General features: G+C 37.1%; 21 protein-coding genes and 1 pseudogene. 15 read left to right on the plus strand and 7 right to left on the minus strand.

Annotated elements, in window-relative coordinates:
• Positions 1-301 precede the first annotated feature (301 nt).
• The 6 genes from BCR24_RS08880 (at position 302) to BCR24_RS08905 (ending at position 4,726) form a co-directional block, all read left to right on the plus strand.
• Positions 302-1,180 carry a PhzF family phenazine biosynthesis protein gene (locus BCR24_RS08880; protein ID WP_069640196.1) on the plus strand — a complete coding sequence of 293 codons (879 nt, stop codon included), beginning with the start codon at positions 302-304 and terminating at the stop codon, positions 1,178-1,180.
• 100 nt (positions 1,181-1,280) lie between these two features.
• Positions 1,281-1,565 carry a hypothetical protein gene (locus tag BCR24_RS08885; protein ID WP_100630486.1) on the plus strand — a complete coding sequence of 95 codons (285 nt, stop codon included), beginning with the start codon at positions 1,281-1,283 and terminating at the stop codon, positions 1,563-1,565.
• Positions 1,566-1,606: 41 nt separating this feature from the next.
• The gene (locus BCR24_RS08890) at positions 1,607-1,789 is read left to right on the plus strand and encodes a glycine zipper domain-containing protein (protein ID WP_069640197.1); all 183 of its coding nucleotides are present in this window, start codon (positions 1,607-1,609) and stop codon (positions 1,787-1,789) included.
• Positions 1,786-2,436, plus strand: a complete 651-nt coding sequence (locus BCR24_RS08895) for an ABC transporter ATP-binding protein (protein ID WP_069640198.1) — start codon at positions 1,786-1,788, stop codon at positions 2,434-2,436. The genes BCR24_RS08890 and BCR24_RS08895 overlap by 4 nt, the downstream gene beginning before the upstream one ends.
• Positions 2,433-3,191, plus strand: coding sequence for an ABC transporter permease (locus tag BCR24_RS08900; protein WP_069640199.1), 759 nt, complete (start codon positions 2,433-2,435; stop codon positions 3,189-3,191). The genes BCR24_RS08895 and BCR24_RS08900 overlap by 4 nt, the downstream gene beginning before the upstream one ends.
• Positions 3,192-3,325: 134 nt before the next feature.
• A complete protein-coding gene (locus BCR24_RS08905) occupies positions 3,326-4,726 on the plus strand; it encodes a glycoside hydrolase family 1 protein (protein WP_069640200.1) in 1,401 nt (466 codons plus the stop codon).
• A 47-nt stretch (positions 4,727-4,773) separates the two neighbouring features.
• Here BCR24_RS08905 and BCR24_RS08910 read toward each other — a convergent pair whose 3' ends face one another.
• The 4 genes from BCR24_RS08910 to BCR24_RS08925 all read right to left on the minus strand — a co-directional run bounded on the left by BCR24_RS08910 (position 4,774) and on the right by BCR24_RS08925 (position 8,456).
• A complete protein-coding gene (locus BCR24_RS08910; RefSeq protein WP_069640201.1) occupies positions 4,774-5,496 on the minus strand; it encodes a GntR family transcriptional regulator in 723 nt (240 codons plus the stop codon).
• A gap of 74 nt (positions 5,497-5,570) precedes the next feature.
• A complete protein-coding gene (celB, locus tag BCR24_RS08915; RefSeq protein WP_069640202.1) occupies positions 5,571-6,839 on the minus strand; it encodes a PTS cellobiose transporter subunit IIC in 1,269 nt (422 codons plus the stop codon).
• A gap of 186 nt (positions 6,840-7,025) precedes the next feature.
• Positions 7,026-7,850 carry a TPM domain-containing protein gene (locus BCR24_RS08920; protein WP_069640203.1) on the minus strand — a complete coding sequence of 275 codons (825 nt, stop codon included), beginning with the start codon at positions 7,848-7,850 and terminating at the stop codon, positions 7,026-7,028.
• 6 nt (positions 7,851-7,856) lie between these two features.
• Positions 7,857-8,456, minus strand: coding sequence for a LemA family protein (locus BCR24_RS08925; protein WP_069640204.1), 600 nt, complete (start codon positions 8,454-8,456; stop codon positions 7,857-7,859).
• A gap of 288 nt (positions 8,457-8,744) precedes the next feature.
• Here BCR24_RS08925 and BCR24_RS08930 point away from each other — a divergent pair, with 288 nt between their 5' ends.
• The 7 genes from BCR24_RS08930 to BCR24_RS08960 all read left to right on the plus strand — a co-directional run bounded on the left by BCR24_RS08930 (position 8,745) and on the right by BCR24_RS08960 (position 15,757).
• Positions 8,745-9,632, plus strand: coding sequence for an SDR family oxidoreductase (locus BCR24_RS08930; RefSeq protein ID WP_069640205.1), 888 nt, complete (start codon positions 8,745-8,747; stop codon positions 9,630-9,632).
• Between the two features lie 31 nt (positions 9,633-9,663).
• Positions 9,664-10,098, plus strand: a complete 435-nt coding sequence (locus BCR24_RS08935; RefSeq protein ID WP_069640216.1) for a DUF2188 domain-containing protein — start codon at positions 9,664-9,666, stop codon at positions 10,096-10,098.
• A gap of 183 nt (positions 10,099-10,281) precedes the next feature.
• Complete coding sequence (locus tag BCR24_RS08940) at positions 10,282-12,333, plus strand: BglG family transcription antiterminator (protein ID WP_069640206.1); 2,052 nt, start codon at positions 10,282-10,284, stop codon at positions 12,331-12,333.
• A complete protein-coding gene (locus tag BCR24_RS08945; protein WP_069640207.1) occupies positions 12,330-12,611 on the plus strand; it encodes a PTS sugar transporter subunit IIB in 282 nt (93 codons plus the stop codon). Before BCR24_RS08940 ends, BCR24_RS08945 begins: the two co-directional genes overlap by 4 nt.
• Before the next feature lie 25 nt (positions 12,612-12,636).
• Positions 12,637-14,004, plus strand: coding sequence for a PTS ascorbate transporter subunit IIC (locus BCR24_RS08950; RefSeq protein ID WP_069640208.1), 1,368 nt, complete (start codon positions 12,637-12,639; stop codon positions 14,002-14,004).
• A complete protein-coding gene (locus BCR24_RS08955) occupies positions 14,004-14,837 on the plus strand; it encodes a transketolase (protein WP_069640209.1) in 834 nt (277 codons plus the stop codon). The genes BCR24_RS08950 and BCR24_RS08955 overlap by 1 nt, the downstream gene beginning before the upstream one ends.
• Entirely contained in the window at positions 14,834-15,757 is a 924-nt protein-coding gene (locus BCR24_RS08960; RefSeq protein WP_069640210.1) for a transketolase family protein, read from the plus strand. Before BCR24_RS08955 ends, BCR24_RS08960 begins: the two co-directional genes overlap by 4 nt.
• Positions 15,758-15,852: 95 nt before the next feature.
• Here BCR24_RS08960 and BCR24_RS08965 read toward each other — a convergent pair whose 3' ends face one another.
• Together BCR24_RS08965 and BCR24_RS08970 are read right to left on the minus strand one after the other, a co-directional pair.
• Positions 15,853-16,053, minus strand: a complete 201-nt coding sequence (locus tag BCR24_RS08965) for a helix-turn-helix transcriptional regulator (protein WP_069640211.1) — start codon at positions 16,051-16,053, stop codon at positions 15,853-15,855.
• Positions 16,054-16,056: 3 nt separating this feature from the next.
• The gene (locus BCR24_RS08970; protein WP_069640212.1) at positions 16,057-16,458 is read right to left on the minus strand and encodes a hypothetical protein; all 402 of its coding nucleotides are present in this window, start codon (positions 16,456-16,458) and stop codon (positions 16,057-16,059) included.
• A gap of 155 nt (positions 16,459-16,613) precedes the next feature.
• Here BCR24_RS08970 and BCR24_RS08975 point away from each other — a divergent pair, with 155 nt between their 5' ends.
• Positions 16,614-17,141, plus strand: a complete 528-nt coding sequence (locus BCR24_RS08975) for a DNA-3-methyladenine glycosylase I (protein ID WP_069640213.1) — start codon at positions 16,614-16,616, stop codon at positions 17,139-17,141.
• Positions 17,142-17,398: 257 nt separating this feature from the next.
• Here BCR24_RS08975 and BCR24_RS17100 read toward each other — a convergent pair.
• A pseudogene (locus tag BCR24_RS17100) lies at positions 17,399-17,554 on the minus strand (ISL3 family transposase); the annotation flags it as partial.
• A 332-nt stretch (positions 17,555-17,886) separates the two neighbouring features.
• Here BCR24_RS17100 and BCR24_RS08980 point away from each other — a divergent pair.
• The gene (locus BCR24_RS08980) at positions 17,887-18,141 is read left to right on the plus strand and encodes a hypothetical protein (RefSeq protein WP_069640214.1); all 255 of its coding nucleotides are present in this window, start codon (positions 17,887-17,889) and stop codon (positions 18,139-18,141) included.
• The last annotated feature ends 315 nt before the right edge of the window (positions 18,142-18,456 follow it).

Genomic DNA, 18,456 nt, shown 5'->3' on the forward strand with positions numbered 1-18,456 from the left:
TCTGATTTTTTAGATACAGATGAAATCCCTAAATATATTGGAGAAAAAGTTGCTAAGGATTTTAACACTTCTTTTGTAGATTGTTTACTGATAAATAGCGAAGAAAATCCAGCTAAATATTATATAGTTATTTATACTAAATAATATTTAGCTAGAAACTTATTATAATGCGATTTATGTAAATATACTTCTTTATATTTTACAATAAACAAGACATGAATAGAGAGTATGAACTAGTATAAATAGGGAAATAATCAATCGAAAATTGATTGGAAAAAGTTTTGACTGGAGGAAGCCTAGAGTGGAAAACAAAGAATCACTATTTGAGGTCAGTAGCTTCACTTATCAGGATCAGGGCGGTAATTTAGCTGGTGTCAGATTACTAAAACAAGAAGAACATCTGTCAACAGAGCAAATGCAACTGCTCGCAAACAAATTGGGCTATGCTGAAACGGCGTTTGTTCAACCCATAGCTTCGAATGAGTTTAAGGTACGCTATTTTACACCACGAACTGAAGTGCCCTTATGTGGACACGCAACCATTGCAGCATTTTGTCTGTTGAAGAAATTAGAAAAATTGACTACGGGAGAATATTCGATCCACACGCAAGCTGGGAAATTGACGATTTTACTATTGGAAGATGGTACCGTTTTTATGGAACAAGCTTTGCCGGTTTTTTATACAGAAAAACTAGATTATGCTGCCGTTGCTCGTTCTTTGGGAATAGATGTTACTGATTTTTCAGAAGAGATGCCATTAAAAGTCGTATCAACAGGATTAAAGGATTTAATGATTCCAGTCAAAGATACAACTATTTTGCAAGCCATTAAGCCCAATACAAGGGAAATAGAAGCAATCTCAAAAAAATTAGCTATTATTGGCTATCATGTTTTTGTTCCAGCAAAGACCACAATTCATTGTCGCAACTTTGCCCCTTTTGTTGGTATTGAAGAAGAATATGCGACAGGAACGTCTAACGGGGCCCTAGCTTGCTACCTATTTCAAACAACTCAAAGAATAGGTGACGCATCTTACATCTTTAAGCAAGGACGACTAAGTTCAGACCAGACTGGGCAGATCATCGTTGAAATTAGTGCCGACAATAAAAAAATTAAACAAGTTTTGGTTGGGGGAAAAGCTGTTATTAGTCAAAATTTATCAGAAGTGGATCAGTTCTGATCTGAAACAGAAGAATGTATAAAAGGTTTAAAATCAATAGTAGATAGTATAAATAGCAGAAATTTTTCAATCAAGCAGTTTCTAAAAGGGGAATTGAAACATGGAGGTAACAGCTTTGAATAGTAAGAGAATCTTTAGTCTATTTTGGGGAATAGTAGCTTTGCTAATCTCATTTGGTATTTTACGTATACTAACTAAAGTCAGTGACAATGACTTTGCAGGAAAAGGAACAGCTATCTATGCAATAGTAGCCATTTTATATATGATAATAACGATCGGCTTGGCAAAATATTATTCGAAAAAATTTGCTTACTTTCTAATCCTATTGCTTTTTCTTAGTGTTCTCTCTCCTTTACTGCTTATTTTTACGCTCAATAATTATTAATTGTTACTATAAAGTATTACGATGAAACGGGAGGGGAAAGAATGAGTAAGGATAATGGTAGTTCTATCTCAATAGGGCTTTGTTTGGGCGTCACATTTGGTTTGATTTTTGATAATTTAACGTTAGGAATTGCAATAGGTGTAGCAATCGGAGCTGCAGGGATTTTTGATAGTAAGAAGAGGAAGAATAAGGAAGGCGAAAAGAAATGGAGTGAGAAAGACTGAATAAAATTATTGCAGTTGATCAGGTATCCTTTCAACTTGAGAAGCAAAATATACTAGAGGATATTACATTATCATTTGAAAAAGGGAGCAGAACAACCATTACTGGACCTTCGGGCAGTGGGAAAAGTAGCTTACTCAAAATACTATCATCGTTGATAACACCAACAAATGGTCAGGTGCTTTTTCATGAACAGGATATCATCAACCTGCAACCTGAAAGCTATCGTATGCAGGTATCCTACTGTTTTCAGCAACCAACTTTATTTGGCGAAACGGTAAGGGATAATTTTGTATTTCCTTATGAGGTTCGCAAACAAGCATTTCAGGAAAGCCATGTGTTGACTCTTTTGGAACAAGTTGAATTACCAAAGTCATATTTGGATAAGAAAATCACTGAATTATCTGGTGGTGAAAAACAACGAGTGGCATTGATCCGTAATGTGATATTTCTACCCGAAGTTTTACTTCTAGATGAAGTAACGGCAGGCTTAGATGAAAAAAGTAAGCGAATTGTCAATCAGTGGTTATTGCGATTGAATCAAGAACAGAATATTACGTTGATTCGTGTGACTCATGATACAGAAGAAATAACGCAATCGACTGTTGTGAAGAAAATCGTAGCAGGTAGATTGGAGGAAGGGCAATGAATTTAGCAGTGAACGATCTTTCCTTATTATTTGCAGCGATGTTGGTGTTTGTCGCTTTATTGATCAGTTATAAAGAAAAATTAGGGTTTACTAAGGATATTATCATTAGCGTTTTTCGAGCGATCATTCAATTGATCTTAGTCGGTTATTTACTTAAATATGTCTTTCAAGTCAATAGCAAACTATTAACGATTGTAATGGTTGGCGTCATTATCATCAATGCGGCACTCAATGCTGGTAAGCGGAGTAATCATTTGAAAAACGGTTTTTTGATTTCTTTGTTGGCGATCGCTTGCAGTACAGGGGTAACAATTGGTGTTTTAGTTCTTTCAGGAGCGATTCAATTTACACCCTCTCAAATTATTCCTATCAGTGGTATGATCGCAAGTAACGCGATGATCGCTATCGGCTTATGCTATCGTAATATGGATAGTTTATTTCATGATCAACGTCAGGCCGTTCTTGAAAAATTAGCTTTAGGTGCAGATATCAAACTAGCTTCACGCGACATCGTGCGTGCGAGTATTCGAACGGGTATGGCCCCAACGATTGATTCTGCTAAGACGGTTGGAATCGTCAGCTTGCCTGGGATGATGTCAGGATTGATTTTTGCCGGTGTTGATCCAGTTCATGCCATCAAATATCAAATTATGGTTACGTTCATGTTGCTGTCTGCAACGAGCATTGGTTCGGTTATTGCAACGTATTTAGCTTACAAAAGTTATTACAATACACAAAAGCAGTTAATAATTTAGTTTAATTGTTTAAAGGCAAATCAATTCAGTTTTGCCTTTTTTTATATACTTTATTTTGAAAAGTATAGACATTTTATGGTTGTAGCTTTATAATTAAAATAGATGACCATTATATAATGAGAGTAGGGACTGAAATGCAAAAGGTATTTCCAGATAATTTTTGGTGGGGTGCAGCGACATCCGGGCCACAAAGTGAAGGTAGATTCAATAAAAAACATGCGAATGTGTTTGATTACTGGTATGAAATCGAACCAACTGATTTCTATGACCAAGTTGGACCAGATGTGACTTCCAATTTTTACAATAGCTTTAAAGAAGATATCGCATTAATGAAAGAAGTTGGTTTAAACAGCGTGCGGACTTCGATTCAATGGACACGTTTGGTAGATGACTTTGAAACTGGAGCAGTCAATGAAGATGCTGTCCGTTTTTATAATGCCGTTATCGATGAGTTTATTTCAGCAGGTATTCGTCCTATAATGAATCTACATCATTTTGATTTACCAGTAGCTCTATATGATAAGTATGGCGGGTGGGAATCAAAACATGTGGTAGATTTATATGTGAAGTTAGCGGAAAAATGTTTCAAATTATTCGGAGATCGTGTCAAAGATTGGTTTACCCATAATGAACCGATCGTTGTCGTTGAAGGAGAATATTTACATCAATTCCATTATCCAAAAATCGTGGATGGAAAAAAAGCGGTACAAGTAGCGTATAACTTGAATTTAGCTTCTGCTAAAGCGATTCAAGCTTTTAGAAAAATGGGGTTGCAAAATGATGGCGCAAGAATCGGGATCATCTTGAATTTAACACCAACTTACCCAGCCTCTGATTCACCAGAAGATTTAGCCGCAGCGAACATTGCTGAGTTATTTAATAATCGAATGTTTTTAGATACAGCAGTACACGGAGAGTTTCCAAAGGAATTAGTCGAACTATTTAGAAAAGATGGGGTTCTTTGGGAAAGTACGCCAGAAGAATTAGCGGTGATCAAAGAAAATACGATCGATGTTTTAGGAGTCAATTTCTATCATCCGAATCGTGTAAAAGCACCCGACGTAGCACCAAACAGTGTAGGTGCATGGCTGCCAAATCGCTATTTTGATGAGTTTAATATGCCTGGTCGTCGCATGAACATTGATCGTGGTTGGGAAATTTACCCTAAAGCACTATATGATATTGCGATCAACATTCGTGATAACTATAAAAATATTGCCTGGTTTGTTTCTGAAAATGGCATGGGTATATCAAATGAAGAACGCTTTATGAACGAAGCTGGTGTAGTTGAGGATGATTATCGAATTGACTTTATTCGAGAACATTTAGAATGGGTTCACCAAGGAATTAAAGAAGGCTCTAATTGCTTTGGCTATCATTTATGGACACCAATCGATTGTTGGTCTTGGGCAAATGCCTATAAAAATCGTTATGGATTGATTTCTACCAATATCCACACGCAAATTAAAACAATCAAGAAATCAGGTCATTGGTTTAAAACAATTGCGCAAACGAATACGCTAGATAACAAATAATTAAAAGGATAAAGCAAAACGGCGGTTTCGTTATGCTTTATCCTTTTTTAATTATAGTCAACGTTTAAAACAGAGTAGCTACGTTGATCGTATCGATTTCTACTACAGGAAAATTCAATCGGTCGTCCGTCTTTTGAGTATACGACTTGTTGCACCTCAAGAACAGGATCATCTATTTTACAGTTTAAGTATGTTTGATCATATTGATCAGACTTATCCGCTTGGATGTTTCGATAGGCACCAGCAAAATCAAGCGATAGTTGGTCTTTGATATAAGTGTAAATAGACTTTTTTAAAATATCTGTCGTTAAACCAGGGATCAAATCACAAGGCATATAAGTATGTTCTAAAATAAAAGGTTCGTTTTCGAGAATTCTGAGACGAATGATTTTATAAACCGGCTGTTCTGCTGAAATGGCTAGACGATCTTGGACTTGTTGAGAAGGAAATTCTACTTCAAATAAAATAACCTGACTCTTCAATTCTTTATGGCGGTCATGCATTTGTTTACTAAGACCATCATATTCATTGACTGGAGATGTGTCTTTATCCCAAAAAGAGCGATTAAGCACCTTTGTTCCAGCACCGCGTTGCGAGTAGAGCAGACCTTCCATCACTAAAATACCGATGGCTTTTTTGATAGTCATTCGGCTAACGTTGAATTCTTTCACTAAGTCTGTTTGGTTAGGTAAAAGTGTATCTGTTTGGTAGATGTTATTTTTTATTCGATCACGCAAAGTATCTGCGATTTCTTCGTATTTTGGTTTCATAAAAGTAAGACCTCCTCCCTTGTATTGTACCTGATTGCGAATGTATAGACAATTAAAGAAAAAAGAAAGTGCAATTAAATCGCACTTTCTTTTTCTTTGTCCAATAAACGTAGGAATGGATACCAAATGAGAGCAACAAGAACCAGATCAACAAGCTGTAAAATCCCGCCTAAAATCGAATTGGTTGCTAACATCCCACTGAAGAAGATCGGTACTGTCCATGGAACAGACACGCCGGTTGGCGCTGGAATGATGCCGGCTGCCATGACTAGATAATTCAGAACAGTTACAATAAGAGGCGCTAAGACCCATGGAATTAAAATGGTTGCATTTAAAACAATCGGTAAACCGAAGATGACTGGTTCATTTACGTTGAAAATTCCTGGAGCTAAGCTTAAACGACCTATGTCGCGGTATTGTTTTTTCTTCATGATAAAAGCCATAATCAAAATAACAGCGAGTGTCATCCCCGAACCACCAAGCCCCACTGTGAATGTCTCCATAAATGGTTTTGTGATGATGTGAGGCAATTTGTCCCCAGCTTTATAAGCATCTAAATTTTCCAACATTAAGGTATTCCAAATGGGGTCCATTACAGAATTGACAATAATTTGTCCATGCAGCCCGAAGAACCACAAAAATTGAACAAAGAATAAAGCAATGAGCGTAGCAGGTAAACTACTACCTAAACCAACTAATGGTTTTTGAATAATTTCATAAATAACGTCATGAAGATTTGTATTAAAGAGACCGGTGACGATAGCATTTAAGAAAAGGAAGACAGATAAGGTCAAAATGGCAGGAATCAATGCAGCAAAAGATTTAGCGACCGCTGGTGGAACACCGTCAGGCATTTTGATTTGCCAGCCTTTTTTAGTGATGCGACAATAAATTTCGCCAGCAAGAAAAGCGGCGATCATTCCGATAAACATTCCTTTCGCCCCTAAACGATCTAAAGACAAGACACCAGAAACTTCTGTCCCGTCTTCAAGTGTCATCATAAAAGGAGTCAATAACAGAAAACTTGCGAATGAAACAGCTCCGCCAAAAATTCCTTCAACATCATAAGATTTAGATAAATAATAGCCAATACCAAACGTGACAAAGACAGCCATAATACTCATTGTTGCGTTTTGTCCATTGCCAAAGAGTGAAGAGAGGGTTCCTTTTGTGGCATCACTGAAAAAAGGTAAATTATTGATGACCACGATGATCGAGCCAAACATTGTTAATGGAAATGACAGCATAAAAGCATCTCGAAGCACAGAAAGATATCTGTTTTGCCCAAGCTTATTTGCTAGGGGCATAATTTTTTCTCCAAGAGAGTCCATAAAACCATTCATAATAATCAGTCCTTTGATTTTTTTGCAATCGATTACAAAAATAAATATACCACCTTATTATATAAATGTCTATACTTTTATTTTTTAAGAATATCTTTTTTTACTTTGAAACCTAAAAAAACAGAGTAAAACAACTAATGTTTTACTCTGTTTATGAATTGAGAGATTAAAATAATGATCCTTATTTTAAATACTTGCGCCGCCGCCTCCAGAAGAACCGCCACCGCCAGAGAATCCGCCGCCACCGCCGAATCCGCCACCGCCACTGGAAGAGCCGCCGCCAAAACCGCTGCCGCCGTAACCACCGCCGCCCCAATACCAAGGACCACCGCCACCGCGGCCACCACGACCTCCTTTACCAAAGGCAAAGAATAAAATTGGAATCAGGATAATGAAAATCGCGAAAATATCCATGAAATCAGTATCATCTTCAGATGCTACTTCTTCCAATTCGCTATCGGACAAGGCATTTTTATCTGCTGGATATTCATAATGTTTGTCAATCAAGGTAGTCACTGCGTTGAATGTATATTGTAGTCCTTTATTGATCGAAGCATCATTACTTGACTTCAAATCGTCTTTGGCTTGTTGTAAAATATTTCCAGCAATGCTGTCTGTGATGACATCCTCTAAGCCATAGCCGACTTCGATTCGAACATTTCGATCCCCACCGTTGACAGCATAGAGAATCAAAACACCGTTATCTTCCTTAGGATTACCAATTTTCCATTTTTTCAACAAATCGGGGGCGTAGCTGTCGATGCTGTCCCCATCCGTTGAGTTGATCACAGCTAAAACAACTTGAGGCGCTTCTGATTTTTGTTTATAAAGTTCGCCTTTATTATCAACTAACTTTTTTGTCGTCTCATCAAGAATTCCCGGCTGATCTAAATAGAAACGATCAGGTGAAGCGGGTAATTGTTCCGCGAATACTGGTGTTTGGAAACTGATGAAAAAGGCGACAAGGAAGAATAGTACACTAGGTAATAACCCTCGTCTAAAATTTTTCATTCGTCATCACTTCCCGCTACTTGAAGTGGTTGAATTATCAAAATTTACAGAAGGAACTGAGCTAGCAGTTGGGTCAGCTTTGAAGTAATCTTTCTTACCTAAGCCCATTATATTAGCAAAAATATTTTTAGGGAATGAAACAACTTGTTCATTATATTCTTTCACAACGTCATTGTACCGTTTACGCTCAACTGAAATACGATTTTCCGTTCCTTCTAATTGAGTCATTAAGGTTTGAACATTATCATTTGATTTTAGTTCAGGATAATTTTCATTGATGACATTGATCAAAGTACCTACTGATTGGTCTAGTTCTTGACTAGCTTTGATTTTGTCAGAGTCATTATTGGCAGAACCGTATGCTTCACGAGCTTTTGCAATATCTCCAAAAACTTGTTGCTCTTGTTGCATACTACCTTTTACACTATTGACCAAGTTAGGCACTAAATCAGCTCTACGTTGCATCACATTTTCTACTTGGCTCCATTGGGATTCAACCGATTGTTCTTTCTTTGCTAATCCATTGTATTGACTGATGCCAAAGATGCCGATTAAAACGATGACGATCAATGCAATCAATCCAAATTTTGTTTTACCATTTTTCATAGTTATTTCCTCCTCATAAAGTGTAACTAGTTTATGAAACTAGATGGTAATGATATTGTAATACTTTTGAAATGTTCAAACATCCATCTTAAGACCTATTTTTTATAAATAGATTCGCTTGTACCTCCTAATTATAATGTTTTTTTTCATATAAGCCAAGGAACCGCTGTTAAAAAGTATATTTATAGCAAAACATATGATTTGGCATTGTTCATTATTTGTATTAGTGTAAAAGAGTAAGCTACTTGTTACTTTTATGTTGAGAACAAATTTAGAGGAGGAATCAAGATGACAGACAAGATTGAAAATCCGTTGACAAGATTCTATGACGGGAAATTTGAAAAACAAGCGCAAGAAGCACCCGCATTACAACAAAAGATGAACCCTATACCTGATTGTGGTGAGTCCTCTTATCAAGGATCGGGAAAATTGACTGGACGTAAAGCACTAATCACAGGTGGCGATTCCGGGATCGGGCGAGCTGCAGCGATTGCATACGCTAGAGAGGGAGCAGATGTGGCAATCAACTATTTACCTTTTGAAGAAGCGGATGCTAAGGAAGTCAAAACACTGATTGAAGCTCAAGGGCGTAAAGCCGTATTAGTACCAGGTGATTTAAAAGAGGAAACATTTACGCGAAAACTCATTCATGAGGCTGCTGAAAAACTTGGTGGTTTAGATATTTTAGTATTAAATGCTGGCATGCAGCAATCAGTAGCAAAAATCAAAGATTTATCAACACAACAAATTATGGATACCTATACGACCAATATCATCTCGATGTATTGGGCCGTTCAAGAAGCGTTAGATTATTTGCCAAAAGGCGGTAGTATCATCACAACGACTTCGATTCAAAGTGCTGAGCCAAGTTCAAACTTATTAGATTACGCCGCAACAAAAGGCGCAATCACTTCATTTAGTAAAGGCCTGGCTGCGCAATTAGCTGCCTCAGGAATCCGTGTGAACACAGTTGCCCCAGGGCCAATCTGGACGGCCTTACAAATTTGTGGTGGACAGCCTGCTGAAAAAATACCTGAATTTGGTCAACAAGAATTGATCGGTAGAGCAGGTCAACCAGCTGAATTAGCTGCTGTTTATGTATTTTTAGCATCTAATGAGGCAAGTTATGTTACCGGACAAGTCTATTCAATTACAGGAGGCAGCTTCTTTGCTTAACTAATCTTATGATTTAAGGAGATGAAGAATGATGCCATGGGATTTAAAGGATTATCCCAGTTCGTTCAAAAATTTTGCACCGTTACTAAAAAAGAAAACCATTGAAATCGCTAATGCGCTAGTCAGTGAAGGCTACCCAGAAGACAGAGCGATCCCAATTGCTATTTCCCAAGCTAAGAAGTGGTTAGATGAGGCAACGGCTACAGAAAAAGCTGCTCTAAAAAAAGAAGCTGATCCAAAAAAGACAGATCAACATAGCGATAAAAAAATGAATGCGGACTTTTTAGACAACGATGTTTTAGTTTATTACAGGGAAAATCAGTGGTATGTTCAGACTAAAAATGCGGAGAAAGCAACTGCCTCGTTCGATACAAAAGAGCATGCTTTAAAAAGAGCAAAAGAAATCGCTGAAAATAAACATTCAAAAGTTGTAGCATACAAAAAAATAGAGAAGCCTACCATTTGAACATGCATAGAAATAGTTAAAAAATAACAAAATAGTTATGAAGTCAGTAGTTCATTGACTTTCATAGCTATTTTGTTATTTTTTAATTGAGTCCAATCATTTTGAAAAGTCAAATACAGATTAGACCCAACGTTTCTTTGATTTGTAGCGTTTACATTATATAGTGAGTACAGGAGGAACAAGATGATTGATTATCGAATGAGTTATCTTATCAATAGGGTACAAAGAGTGGGTTACACCATTCAAGAAATCAGTGAGATCACAGGATTGTCTACAGAAGCAGTAATCGATCAATTAGGGAAACTCAATGAGCAGCTGCAGCGATTTTCCTACGCACAAATTTGTTGGGAAGAAGATAAAATTTATTTTACTAAACAAGTATCGGATAAGTGGTTGGAACTTCATTTTGGGGTACAGGAAACAGAAATCTTCTATTCAGAACACGAAAGACAAGCATTGCTTTATCTTTTGACGTTTATTGCTGAAGAGGACCTGTCTGTTTATCATTATCAAGAATTTTTTCGAGTGAGTAAAAATACGATTTTGGCAGATATCAAAAAGTTGCGCTTCTATTTAGCTAAGCAACAAATCACGTTGGAATATTCACGCAAAACTGGTTTTTATTTACTCGGTCGCGAAGCACAGATTCGGATTCAGGCACATCAAATGATCTCTAAATTAGTAGCATCGATTCCAGGGAAATGGGGCCTAAAAAAGGGTTTGATGAAATATTCCAAAATTTTTGAAGCAGATGTTCGTTCTTATCTATTTGAAACCATCAAAGCGAGTGAACTGGTCATTGTGCCAAGCCGAATCGAAGAAACGATTTACTTTATGGCTTATGTTTTAAGACGTACTAAAAGACATTCATTTCGATTGGATGGTCATGCAGAAGCGATATTGAAAGAGCTAAATGCTTTTTCTGCAAGTCAGCGATTTTTAGCTCAATTTCCAGAAATGGTCACTATTGAAAATGAACAAGGCTATTTCGCGCTGATTCTTATGACAATCACACAAGGAGAAATTCGCGATACAGCACTGGAATTTTTATTGGAATGTGCGAGTCAGATCATTCATGAGATGGAGCGATTGGCAGCAGTTGAGTTTAAAGCTTATCGAAAATTATTACTTGATCTTTTTTATCATTTGGTACCAGCTTTTTTTAGAATCAAGTACCATTTTGCACTGGCAAATGTGCTGACCGAGGAAATCAAAGAACAATATGGGGAATTGTTCACCTTGACAAAAACAGCCTTACATCCTTTGGAAGTGTTGATCGGTAAAAAAATTCCCGATGAAGAAGTTGGCTATTTTACGATTTTATTCGGTGGTGAAATCGGCAATCAGCGAGAATTAAATCGAGTGATCCGCTATAAGGCGTTGGTACTGTGTCCAAGCGGTATCAGTTCGTCTTTGATCATGCAGTCAGAATTGAAGGAACTTTTCCCAACGATTGATTTTAGTTTAACCACAACCGTTGATCAACTTGAAAGTATTTCTGAATCTGATTATGACGTGATTTTTTCCAGTGTTCCGTTAGACACCTCCAAGAAAAATTATCTGGTCAATCCCATCATGTCACAATTGGAAAAGAATAATTTGATTCGTTCTGTGCAAGAAGACCTATTGATTCCGGGAATCGTTGTTCCATCCATAGACGAAATTATTGAAACGTTATTACCGTATATCGAATTAAAAAGAGGCGTTACTAAAGAAAAAATGTACCGGATCTTAAATCGAAAAATGATCAAGAAATTAAAAGTGAAAGAAGATGAGAAGCCAATGCTATCAGAGTTGCTAACGACAGAGATGATTCAGTTGACGGATAAAAAATTAACGTGGGAAGAAGCAATCGCTTATGCAGCCCAACCTTTGAAAAATAAAGGCAAAATCACAGAAGACTATATTGAAGCAATGATCCAAAAGGTCAAAGATTACGGTGCCTTTATTCATATCGGTAAAGGAATCGCCTTACCTCATGCAAGACCCGAGGATGGGGTTAAACAATTAGGGATGTCCCTTCTAAAAGTAGAGGAGCCAGTATTGCTCTTAGATGATCCAAAGCACGATATTACGATTTTTATCTGTTTAGCAGCTGTAGATAATGAGATGCATTTAAAAGCGTTGGCAAGTTTGACTAAAATTTTATCTAATAAAGAAAATTTGGAAAAATTATTAACTGCAAAAGACCAGGCAACAATTATTCAGTTATTAAAGGAAGGAGAATCATTATGAAAATGGCAGCCGTTTGTGGATCTGGATTAGGATCTAGTTTTATGGTGGAAATGAATATCAATAGTGTATTGAATGAATTAGAGGTAACAGGGGTTGAGGTAGCGCATTATGATATGGGGAGCGCCACACCTGATTTGGCAGATGTCTTTTTTGTTGGTGGGGATTTAGCAGATAGTGCGCAGCATTTAGGGAATGTGGTTGTGTTAGATAGCATCATCGATATGGATGAGTTGAGAGAAAAAGTGAAAGCTGTCTGTGTTGAAGAAGGATTGCTCTAAAGTCTAAAGAAGGTAGGAGAAAAATATGAATAGTATCTTAAATATATTGATCGATATTGCAAGTACGCCAGCAATTTTAGTAGCATTGATCGCTGTTCTTGGCTTAGGGTTACAGAAAAAGCCGATTTCAGATGTTGTTCGTGGCGGAATCAAAACCTTTGTTGGGTTTTTAGTGGTAACAGCTGGAGCAGGTGTGATCGAGGGCTCATTAGCGCCCTTTGGAGAAATGTTCCAGCATGCGTTTAACATGCAAGGTGTAGTGCCAAATAATGAAGCGATCGTTGCGTTGGCGTTGACCAAGTATGGCACGTATACAGCACTTATTATGTTAGCAGGAATGGCGTTCAATATATTGATTGCGCGCATAACCAAATTTAAATATATCTATTTAACAGGTCATGCCACTCTTTATATGGCCTGTATGATTGCCGTCATTATGAGTGTGACAAAATTGAGCGCGGTACCGTTAGTTTTAGTTGGTGGGTTGGCATTAGGGTTAGCGAATACGATTTTCCCTGCGATTGCTCAGCCGTTTACCAAACAGATCACTAAAAATGATTCAGTGGCTTTGGGCCATACAGGAAATTTTGGCTATGCGCTTAGTGGATTCATCGGAAAATATGTAGGAAATAAAGAAAAATCAACCGAAGATATCAATTTTCCAAAAGGCTTGTCATTCTTGCGTGATTCAACGGTTAGTATCACGCTGACGATGGGGATTGTGTATACGATCGTAGCCTTATTTGCAGGAAATGAGTTTATTGCTGAAAATCTTAGTAATGGAACGAATTACATTATTTATGCCTTGCAGCAAGCAGGGATGTTTGCTGCTGGCGTGTTTGTGATCTTGGCAGGGGTTCGATTGATTTTAGCTGAAATCGTACCCGCGTTTAAAGGGATTTCTGAAAAATTAGTGCCAAATTCGATTCCAGCATTGGATTGCCCAATCGTTTTTCCTTATGCACCAAATGCTGTTTTGATTGGTTTTTTAACTAGTTTTGTTGGTGGGATCGTGAGCTTGTTTATTATGATCGCAACTGGTACGACTGTAATTATTCCAGGTGTGGTACCACATTTCTTCTGTGGTGCGACGGCTGGCGTTTTCGGAAATGCTACAGGTGGTGTTCGAGGAGCGGTTGTGGGTTCGTTTATTCATGGGGTGATCATTAGTTTTATGCCGATTTTATTAATGCCTGTTATGGGCGATTTAGGTTTCCAAGGCTCTACTTTTTCTGATACAGATTATGGTGTGACAGGGATCTTCCTTGGAAAATTAGCTGATATGGGCGGTCAAATCGCAGTCATTGCTGGAGTGTTGGCGGTCTTGGCGTTGTTGATCGGGTTAACGGTTTTCGGCAAGAAAAAGAGAAGTGAAACGAAGGAGGTAGCATAATGGATACACAGAAGTTTGCGGATCAAATTCGTTATTATACAATGCGGGAGCTGGATAATTTAGGTTTTGGTCATTTTGGTGGTAGCTTGTCTATCGTTGAAACGTTGGCTGTTTTATATGAAAAGGTCTTGAATGTTTCACCAGAAAGAAAAGATGATCCAGACCGTGATTATTTGGTCTTATCAAAAGGACATGCGGGACCTGCGCTGTATGCTACATTGTTTTTAAAAGGCTATTTTGATGAAGCGTTCCTTTTTAGTCTAAATCAAAATGGCACTAATTTACCCTCTCATCCAGATCGAATCAAAACGCCAGGTGTCGATATGACGACAGGATCTCTTGGGCAAGGAATATCAGCTGCGACAGGAATTGCGAAAGGCAATCAATTGTTGAGCAAAGAGAATTATACTTTTGCGATTGTGGGTGACGGAGAATTAAATGAAGGACAATGCTGGGAAGCCTTTCAATTTGCGGCACATCAGAAGTTGGATCATTTGATTGTATTGATCGATGATAATAAGAAACAATTAGACGGTTATACAACTGATATTTGTGATCCGTTTGATTTTGTCGAAAAAATGCGGGCCTTTGGTTTTAGCAGTTGGCGTGTAGATGGTAGCGATGTTGATGCGATTGAAGCAGCAATGGTTCAAGCGAAACAGCTAAAGGGAAAACCAACAGCGATCGTTTTAGAGACAGTAAAAGGGCAAGGTATTCCTTATTTTGAAACATTAGTAGACAATCATCATGTTCGACCAGATGAAGCTGGTCAAAAAGCAATTAAAGAAGCCATCGCCAAGTTGGCTAAAAAAATCGAGGTGAATCAGGGATGAAAGACTTAGAGATGAGGCAAGTCTATACAAAAACAATTCTAGCATTAGCAGAAAAAGATCAGAGAGTTGTCGCTTTAGAGGCAGATTTAGCGAGTTCAATGGGAACCAGTAAATTGAAAGAGCAACTAGGTAAACGATACATTAATGTGGGGATCATGGAGGCAGAAGAAATGGGGGCAGCCGCTGGTTTGGCTGTAACGGGGTTTATTCCATTTATCCATACGTTTGCGCCATTTGCAACGAGACGTTCCTTTGATCAAGTTTTCCTGTCACTCGGTTATGCTCAAAATCATGCTGTCATCGTGGGAACAGATCCTGGTGTAACGGCTGAGATGAATGGTGGAACCCATATGCCATTTGAAGATCTTGCATTGATGCGGGTCATTCCAAACAATCATATTTATGAAGTATCAGATCCGTATCAGTTTAAAGCGATGTTAGAATATGCACATACGGCTGAAGGATTGTTTTACATTCGAACGATTCGTAAACAAGCAAAACCACTTTATAATGGAAAGGAAGATTTTTCTAAAGGTTACTACAAGTTGAAAGAGGGAACACAAGGGACGATTTTTGCTAGTGGCATTATGGTAGAAGAAGCCCTTCAAGCAGCCGACGATTTAGAGAAACAAGGAATTTCAGTTCAAGTGATTGACTTATTTAGAATCAAACCAATGAATGAAGATATCGTGATCGAAGCAGCCAAACTAGGACCGATCGTAACGGCAGAGAATCACAATGTGATCGGTGGATTAGGGAGTGCGGTAGCTGAGATCGTTGCTGAAAATCATCCGGTAAAAATGAAACGAATCGGGATAAAGGAACAGTTTGGTCAAGTGGGTAAGATAGCGTTTTTAAAAGAAATTTATAGATTGAAAGCTATCGATATTTCAAAAGCAATGATGAATTTGTTGGATTAGTTTTTTGAAGGAATGAAGAAAATTAAGAAGTAATACTAAAAAGTCGTGCAAATTTTACATGGCTTTTTAGTATTACTAGTGGATTTAGAGATTCGCTATTTTAATTTGAATAGTGCTTCAACAGTTACACCAAATACACTTGCTATTTCCAGAGCTAGCTCTAAGGATGGATTATATCTGTTGTTTTCTAAATGAAGGATAGTTTCCCGTCGAACACCAACCTTTTCCGCAAGTTCTTTTTGAGTGAGACCTTTTTCTTCTCTGTATTGTTTTAAAGTAGTTTCTATTTTGCCCATGAGTTATTTACCTGATATTTCTAAGGATCTAAAGGTTGAACCATGAAGTATTAGAACTACAGCGAGTATAAATGAAATTATAGAAGTTGAAAGTTTAATGTCTATTGGGATAAACTGTGTGATTACTCCTCCTATAAGTAAAACTATTAAAATGAAGAAAAAAGTTATGTTACTAGATTTATAAAAATTATTTAATGCACGTTCATCCAGTTTTTCCGTATTAGTAAGAATAGTTACGACCATTATTATTAACAAGACAAGAATCATTAAACCTATTGCTAGATATTTTGTGATTTCTGGAGTTGTTGGTGGCGTAATAAATAGAATTCCTATGCTGTAAAAAATCATTCCGCTCAAAAGTTCAATTGTATAGATTTTTCCAGTTAGATTCATTTTAGTTTTCATAAGTAGTACATCCTTCCTGGTGATATATTTGTAACTTGGTTATAAATATATCACCACTCGTCTTAATAGTCAATAGAATATTTTTAGTTATAGTTAAACTATCACCTTTCATTTTTATGGTATGATAAGCAAAAAGTTATGTGTAGGAGAAAGATATGAAAAAGAGCCAACCGTCAAAATTCGACTGGTACCATAACCAGTGGGGCAACCCCACACATGATGATCGATTCCTTTTTATCTTGTTAACGGTAGGAACCTTTCAAGCTGGTTTAAGTTGGAAAGCAGCAGCTGGGAAATTAGAGGTTTTTTTAAGAAACTTCCATGATATGGACATCCAAAAAGTTGCAGGGATGATGCCGGATGATGTGGAGAAAATCATGCAAGATCCCGAAATGATCCGCAATCCAAGAAAAATCAATGCTACGATCCAAAATGCGCAAGCGATTTTAGCTGTACAAAAAGAATATGGTAGTTTTGCTGAGTATATGTGGGATTTTGTTGGCGGTGTTCCGCAGTTGAATGTGTATGAAGAAGCATATGAAGTACCAAATGTCACGCCACTATCTAAAAATGTAGCCAAAGATATGAAAAAGCATGGCTTTACTTTTGTAGGTCCTGTTGTGACGTATATGTTTATGAAAGCGAGTGGGATGATGCAAGACGAAGTATTGAATCAGGAGTAAGAATAACAAATTAGTGCCTTGATTTGGGTCGTTTCTAAGATCCAAACTAAGACTAGTAAAATCGTGTATCTACAACTAGAAGCAGATGGAGTAGTCGATGAAAAGGATGAATAAGAGGCGTCTTTTTTACAATTCACTAATCTATTGAACCGGATCAAAGGTGGGAATCCAACAGCGTTTAAAGAACAAGTAGTAAAAAAATCAGACAGACAGGTTATAAAACTCCAAAGAATAATCGATCCGTTTTCATTAGTACCACAATGAGGACAGGAGTGAGCGAAATAATCCAAGGTACCAGAAAATACGTGGTAGATTCGTCCTTTGATGCGTACTTTTTTTAAAGAATTTTCATTGAAAGTAATGTTTAAGTCTAGAATATCTAAGGTATTTTTGATAAGATTTGTATAGGACATCTTGATTTCCCCTTTTGATTGGTTTTCGTCGACTTAATTCTAAAGGATATCAGGGTGCCTTTTCTATTATTTTTTATTAAAAAAGATGTCGGTGAGTTCTTACCACCATCAGACAGTATAGAGCCAACCTTAGCTGATTATCTTTTTTGTTTCTGCTAATTACGCTAGCAAAACTTACAATCATAATTTGAACAATAATAGAGCTGATGCAAAGAAATGTGTGATTCCCAAAAATATTCGTTTTTGATGCAAAATTATTGGTATACATTGTTAACCAAAAATGTAGAAGTGTGATACTATTATATTAATAAAAGAAAGGTAGGTAATTTAGCATGACAGATTACGAAAAAAAAGAAGATAAAGTTCTTGAAAAGATTGCGGAAGCTGTAGAGAAGCTTGATACTGATCTTGAAAAAATTGACACATTAGATGAAGATGTGGATAAAAAACATGAAATGAAAAAATGGTTTGCAGAGAAGAAAGCAATTCACGAAATCAAAAAGATTCTTCATGAAGCAAAGAAATATGAAAAATATGATGATAAAGAATTGGAAAAAGTTGAAAAGTACTTTGATTCTTTCGAATGATTAAAAGAGTTGCTTGCAAATCATTGCAGTAACTCTCAGAATGTAGAGGTTGGGGCAGGAGTGTTTAATCCCGAGAAATAAGAAGGAATTCACGAAAATTGCTCTTCAAATTTTTGTGAATTTCAGCTTATTTCCGAAGGGATTGCTTCTGCTCCCACCGTTTATACGGATTCCTTGAGTCTGAGAGATAACTCGGGCTCTTTGTCAACTAATGTTGGTGAAGAAAATCTAAAGAATTAAATCGATTAATATGATTCCTAGAGGAAATTTCCTCTAGGTTTTTCTATTTTCTTGAAAAAGAATAGTGCCAAAACA

Origin of the sequence: Enterococcus ureilyticus (assembly GCF_001730315.1) — a bacterium.
Classification (GTDB): Bacteria; Bacillota; Bacilli; order Lactobacillales; family Enterococcaceae; genus Enterococcus_L; species Enterococcus_L ureilyticus.

Coding starts and splice junctions, on each gene's coding strand:
- BCR24_RS08885 (WP_100630486.1), top strand. CDS start 1,281: ATGGAGGTAACAGCTTTGAATAGTAAGAGAATCTTTAGTCTATTTTGG.
- BCR24_RS08890 (WP_069640197.1), top strand. CDS start 1,607: ATGAGTAAGGATAATGGTAGTTCTATCTCAATAGGGCTTTGTTTGGGC.
- BCR24_RS08900 (WP_069640199.1), top strand. CDS start 2,433: ATGAATTTAGCAGTGAACGATCTTTCCTTATTATTTGCAGCGATGTTG.
- BCR24_RS08905 (WP_069640200.1), top strand. CDS start 3,326: ATGCAAAAGGTATTTCCAGATAATTTTTGGTGGGGTGCAGCGACATCC.
- BCR24_RS08910 (WP_069640201.1), bottom strand. CDS start 5,496: ATGAAACCAAAATACGAAGAAATCGCAGATACTTTGCGTGATCGAATA.
- celB (WP_069640202.1), bottom strand. CDS start 6,839: ATGAATGGTTTTATGGACTCTCTTGGAGAAAAAATTATGCCCCTAGCA.
- BCR24_RS08920 (WP_069640203.1), bottom strand. CDS start 7,850: ATGAAAAATTTTAGACGAGGGTTATTACCTAGTGTACTATTCTTCCTT.
- BCR24_RS08925 (WP_069640204.1), bottom strand. CDS start 8,456: ATGAAAAATGGTAAAACAAAATTTGGATTGATTGCATTGATCGTCATC.
- BCR24_RS08930 (WP_069640205.1), top strand. CDS start 8,745: ATGACAGACAAGATTGAAAATCCGTTGACAAGATTCTATGACGGGAAA.
- BCR24_RS08935 (WP_069640216.1), top strand. CDS start 9,664: ATGCCATGGGATTTAAAGGATTATCCCAGTTCGTTCAAAAATTTTGCA.
- BCR24_RS08940 (WP_069640206.1), top strand. CDS start 10,282: ATGATTGATTATCGAATGAGTTATCTTATCAATAGGGTACAAAGAGTG.
- BCR24_RS08945 (WP_069640207.1), top strand. CDS start 12,330: ATGAAAATGGCAGCCGTTTGTGGATCTGGATTAGGATCTAGTTTTATG.
- BCR24_RS08950 (WP_069640208.1), top strand. CDS start 12,637: ATGAATAGTATCTTAAATATATTGATCGATATTGCAAGTACGCCAGCA.
- BCR24_RS08955 (WP_069640209.1), top strand. CDS start 14,004: ATGGATACACAGAAGTTTGCGGATCAAATTCGTTATTATACAATGCGG.
- BCR24_RS08960 (WP_069640210.1), top strand. CDS start 14,834: ATGAAAGACTTAGAGATGAGGCAAGTCTATACAAAAACAATTCTAGCA.
- BCR24_RS08965 (WP_069640211.1), bottom strand. CDS start 16,053: ATGGGCAAAATAGAAACTACTTTAAAACAATACAGAGAAGAAAAAGGT.
- BCR24_RS08970 (WP_069640212.1), bottom strand. CDS start 16,458: ATGAAAACTAAAATGAATCTAACTGGAAAAATCTATACAATTGAACTT.
- BCR24_RS08975 (WP_069640213.1), top strand. CDS start 16,614: ATGAAAAAGAGCCAACCGTCAAAATTCGACTGGTACCATAACCAGTGG.
- BCR24_RS08980 (WP_069640214.1), top strand. CDS start 17,887: ATGACAGATTACGAAAAAAAAGAAGATAAAGTTCTTGAAAAGATTGCG.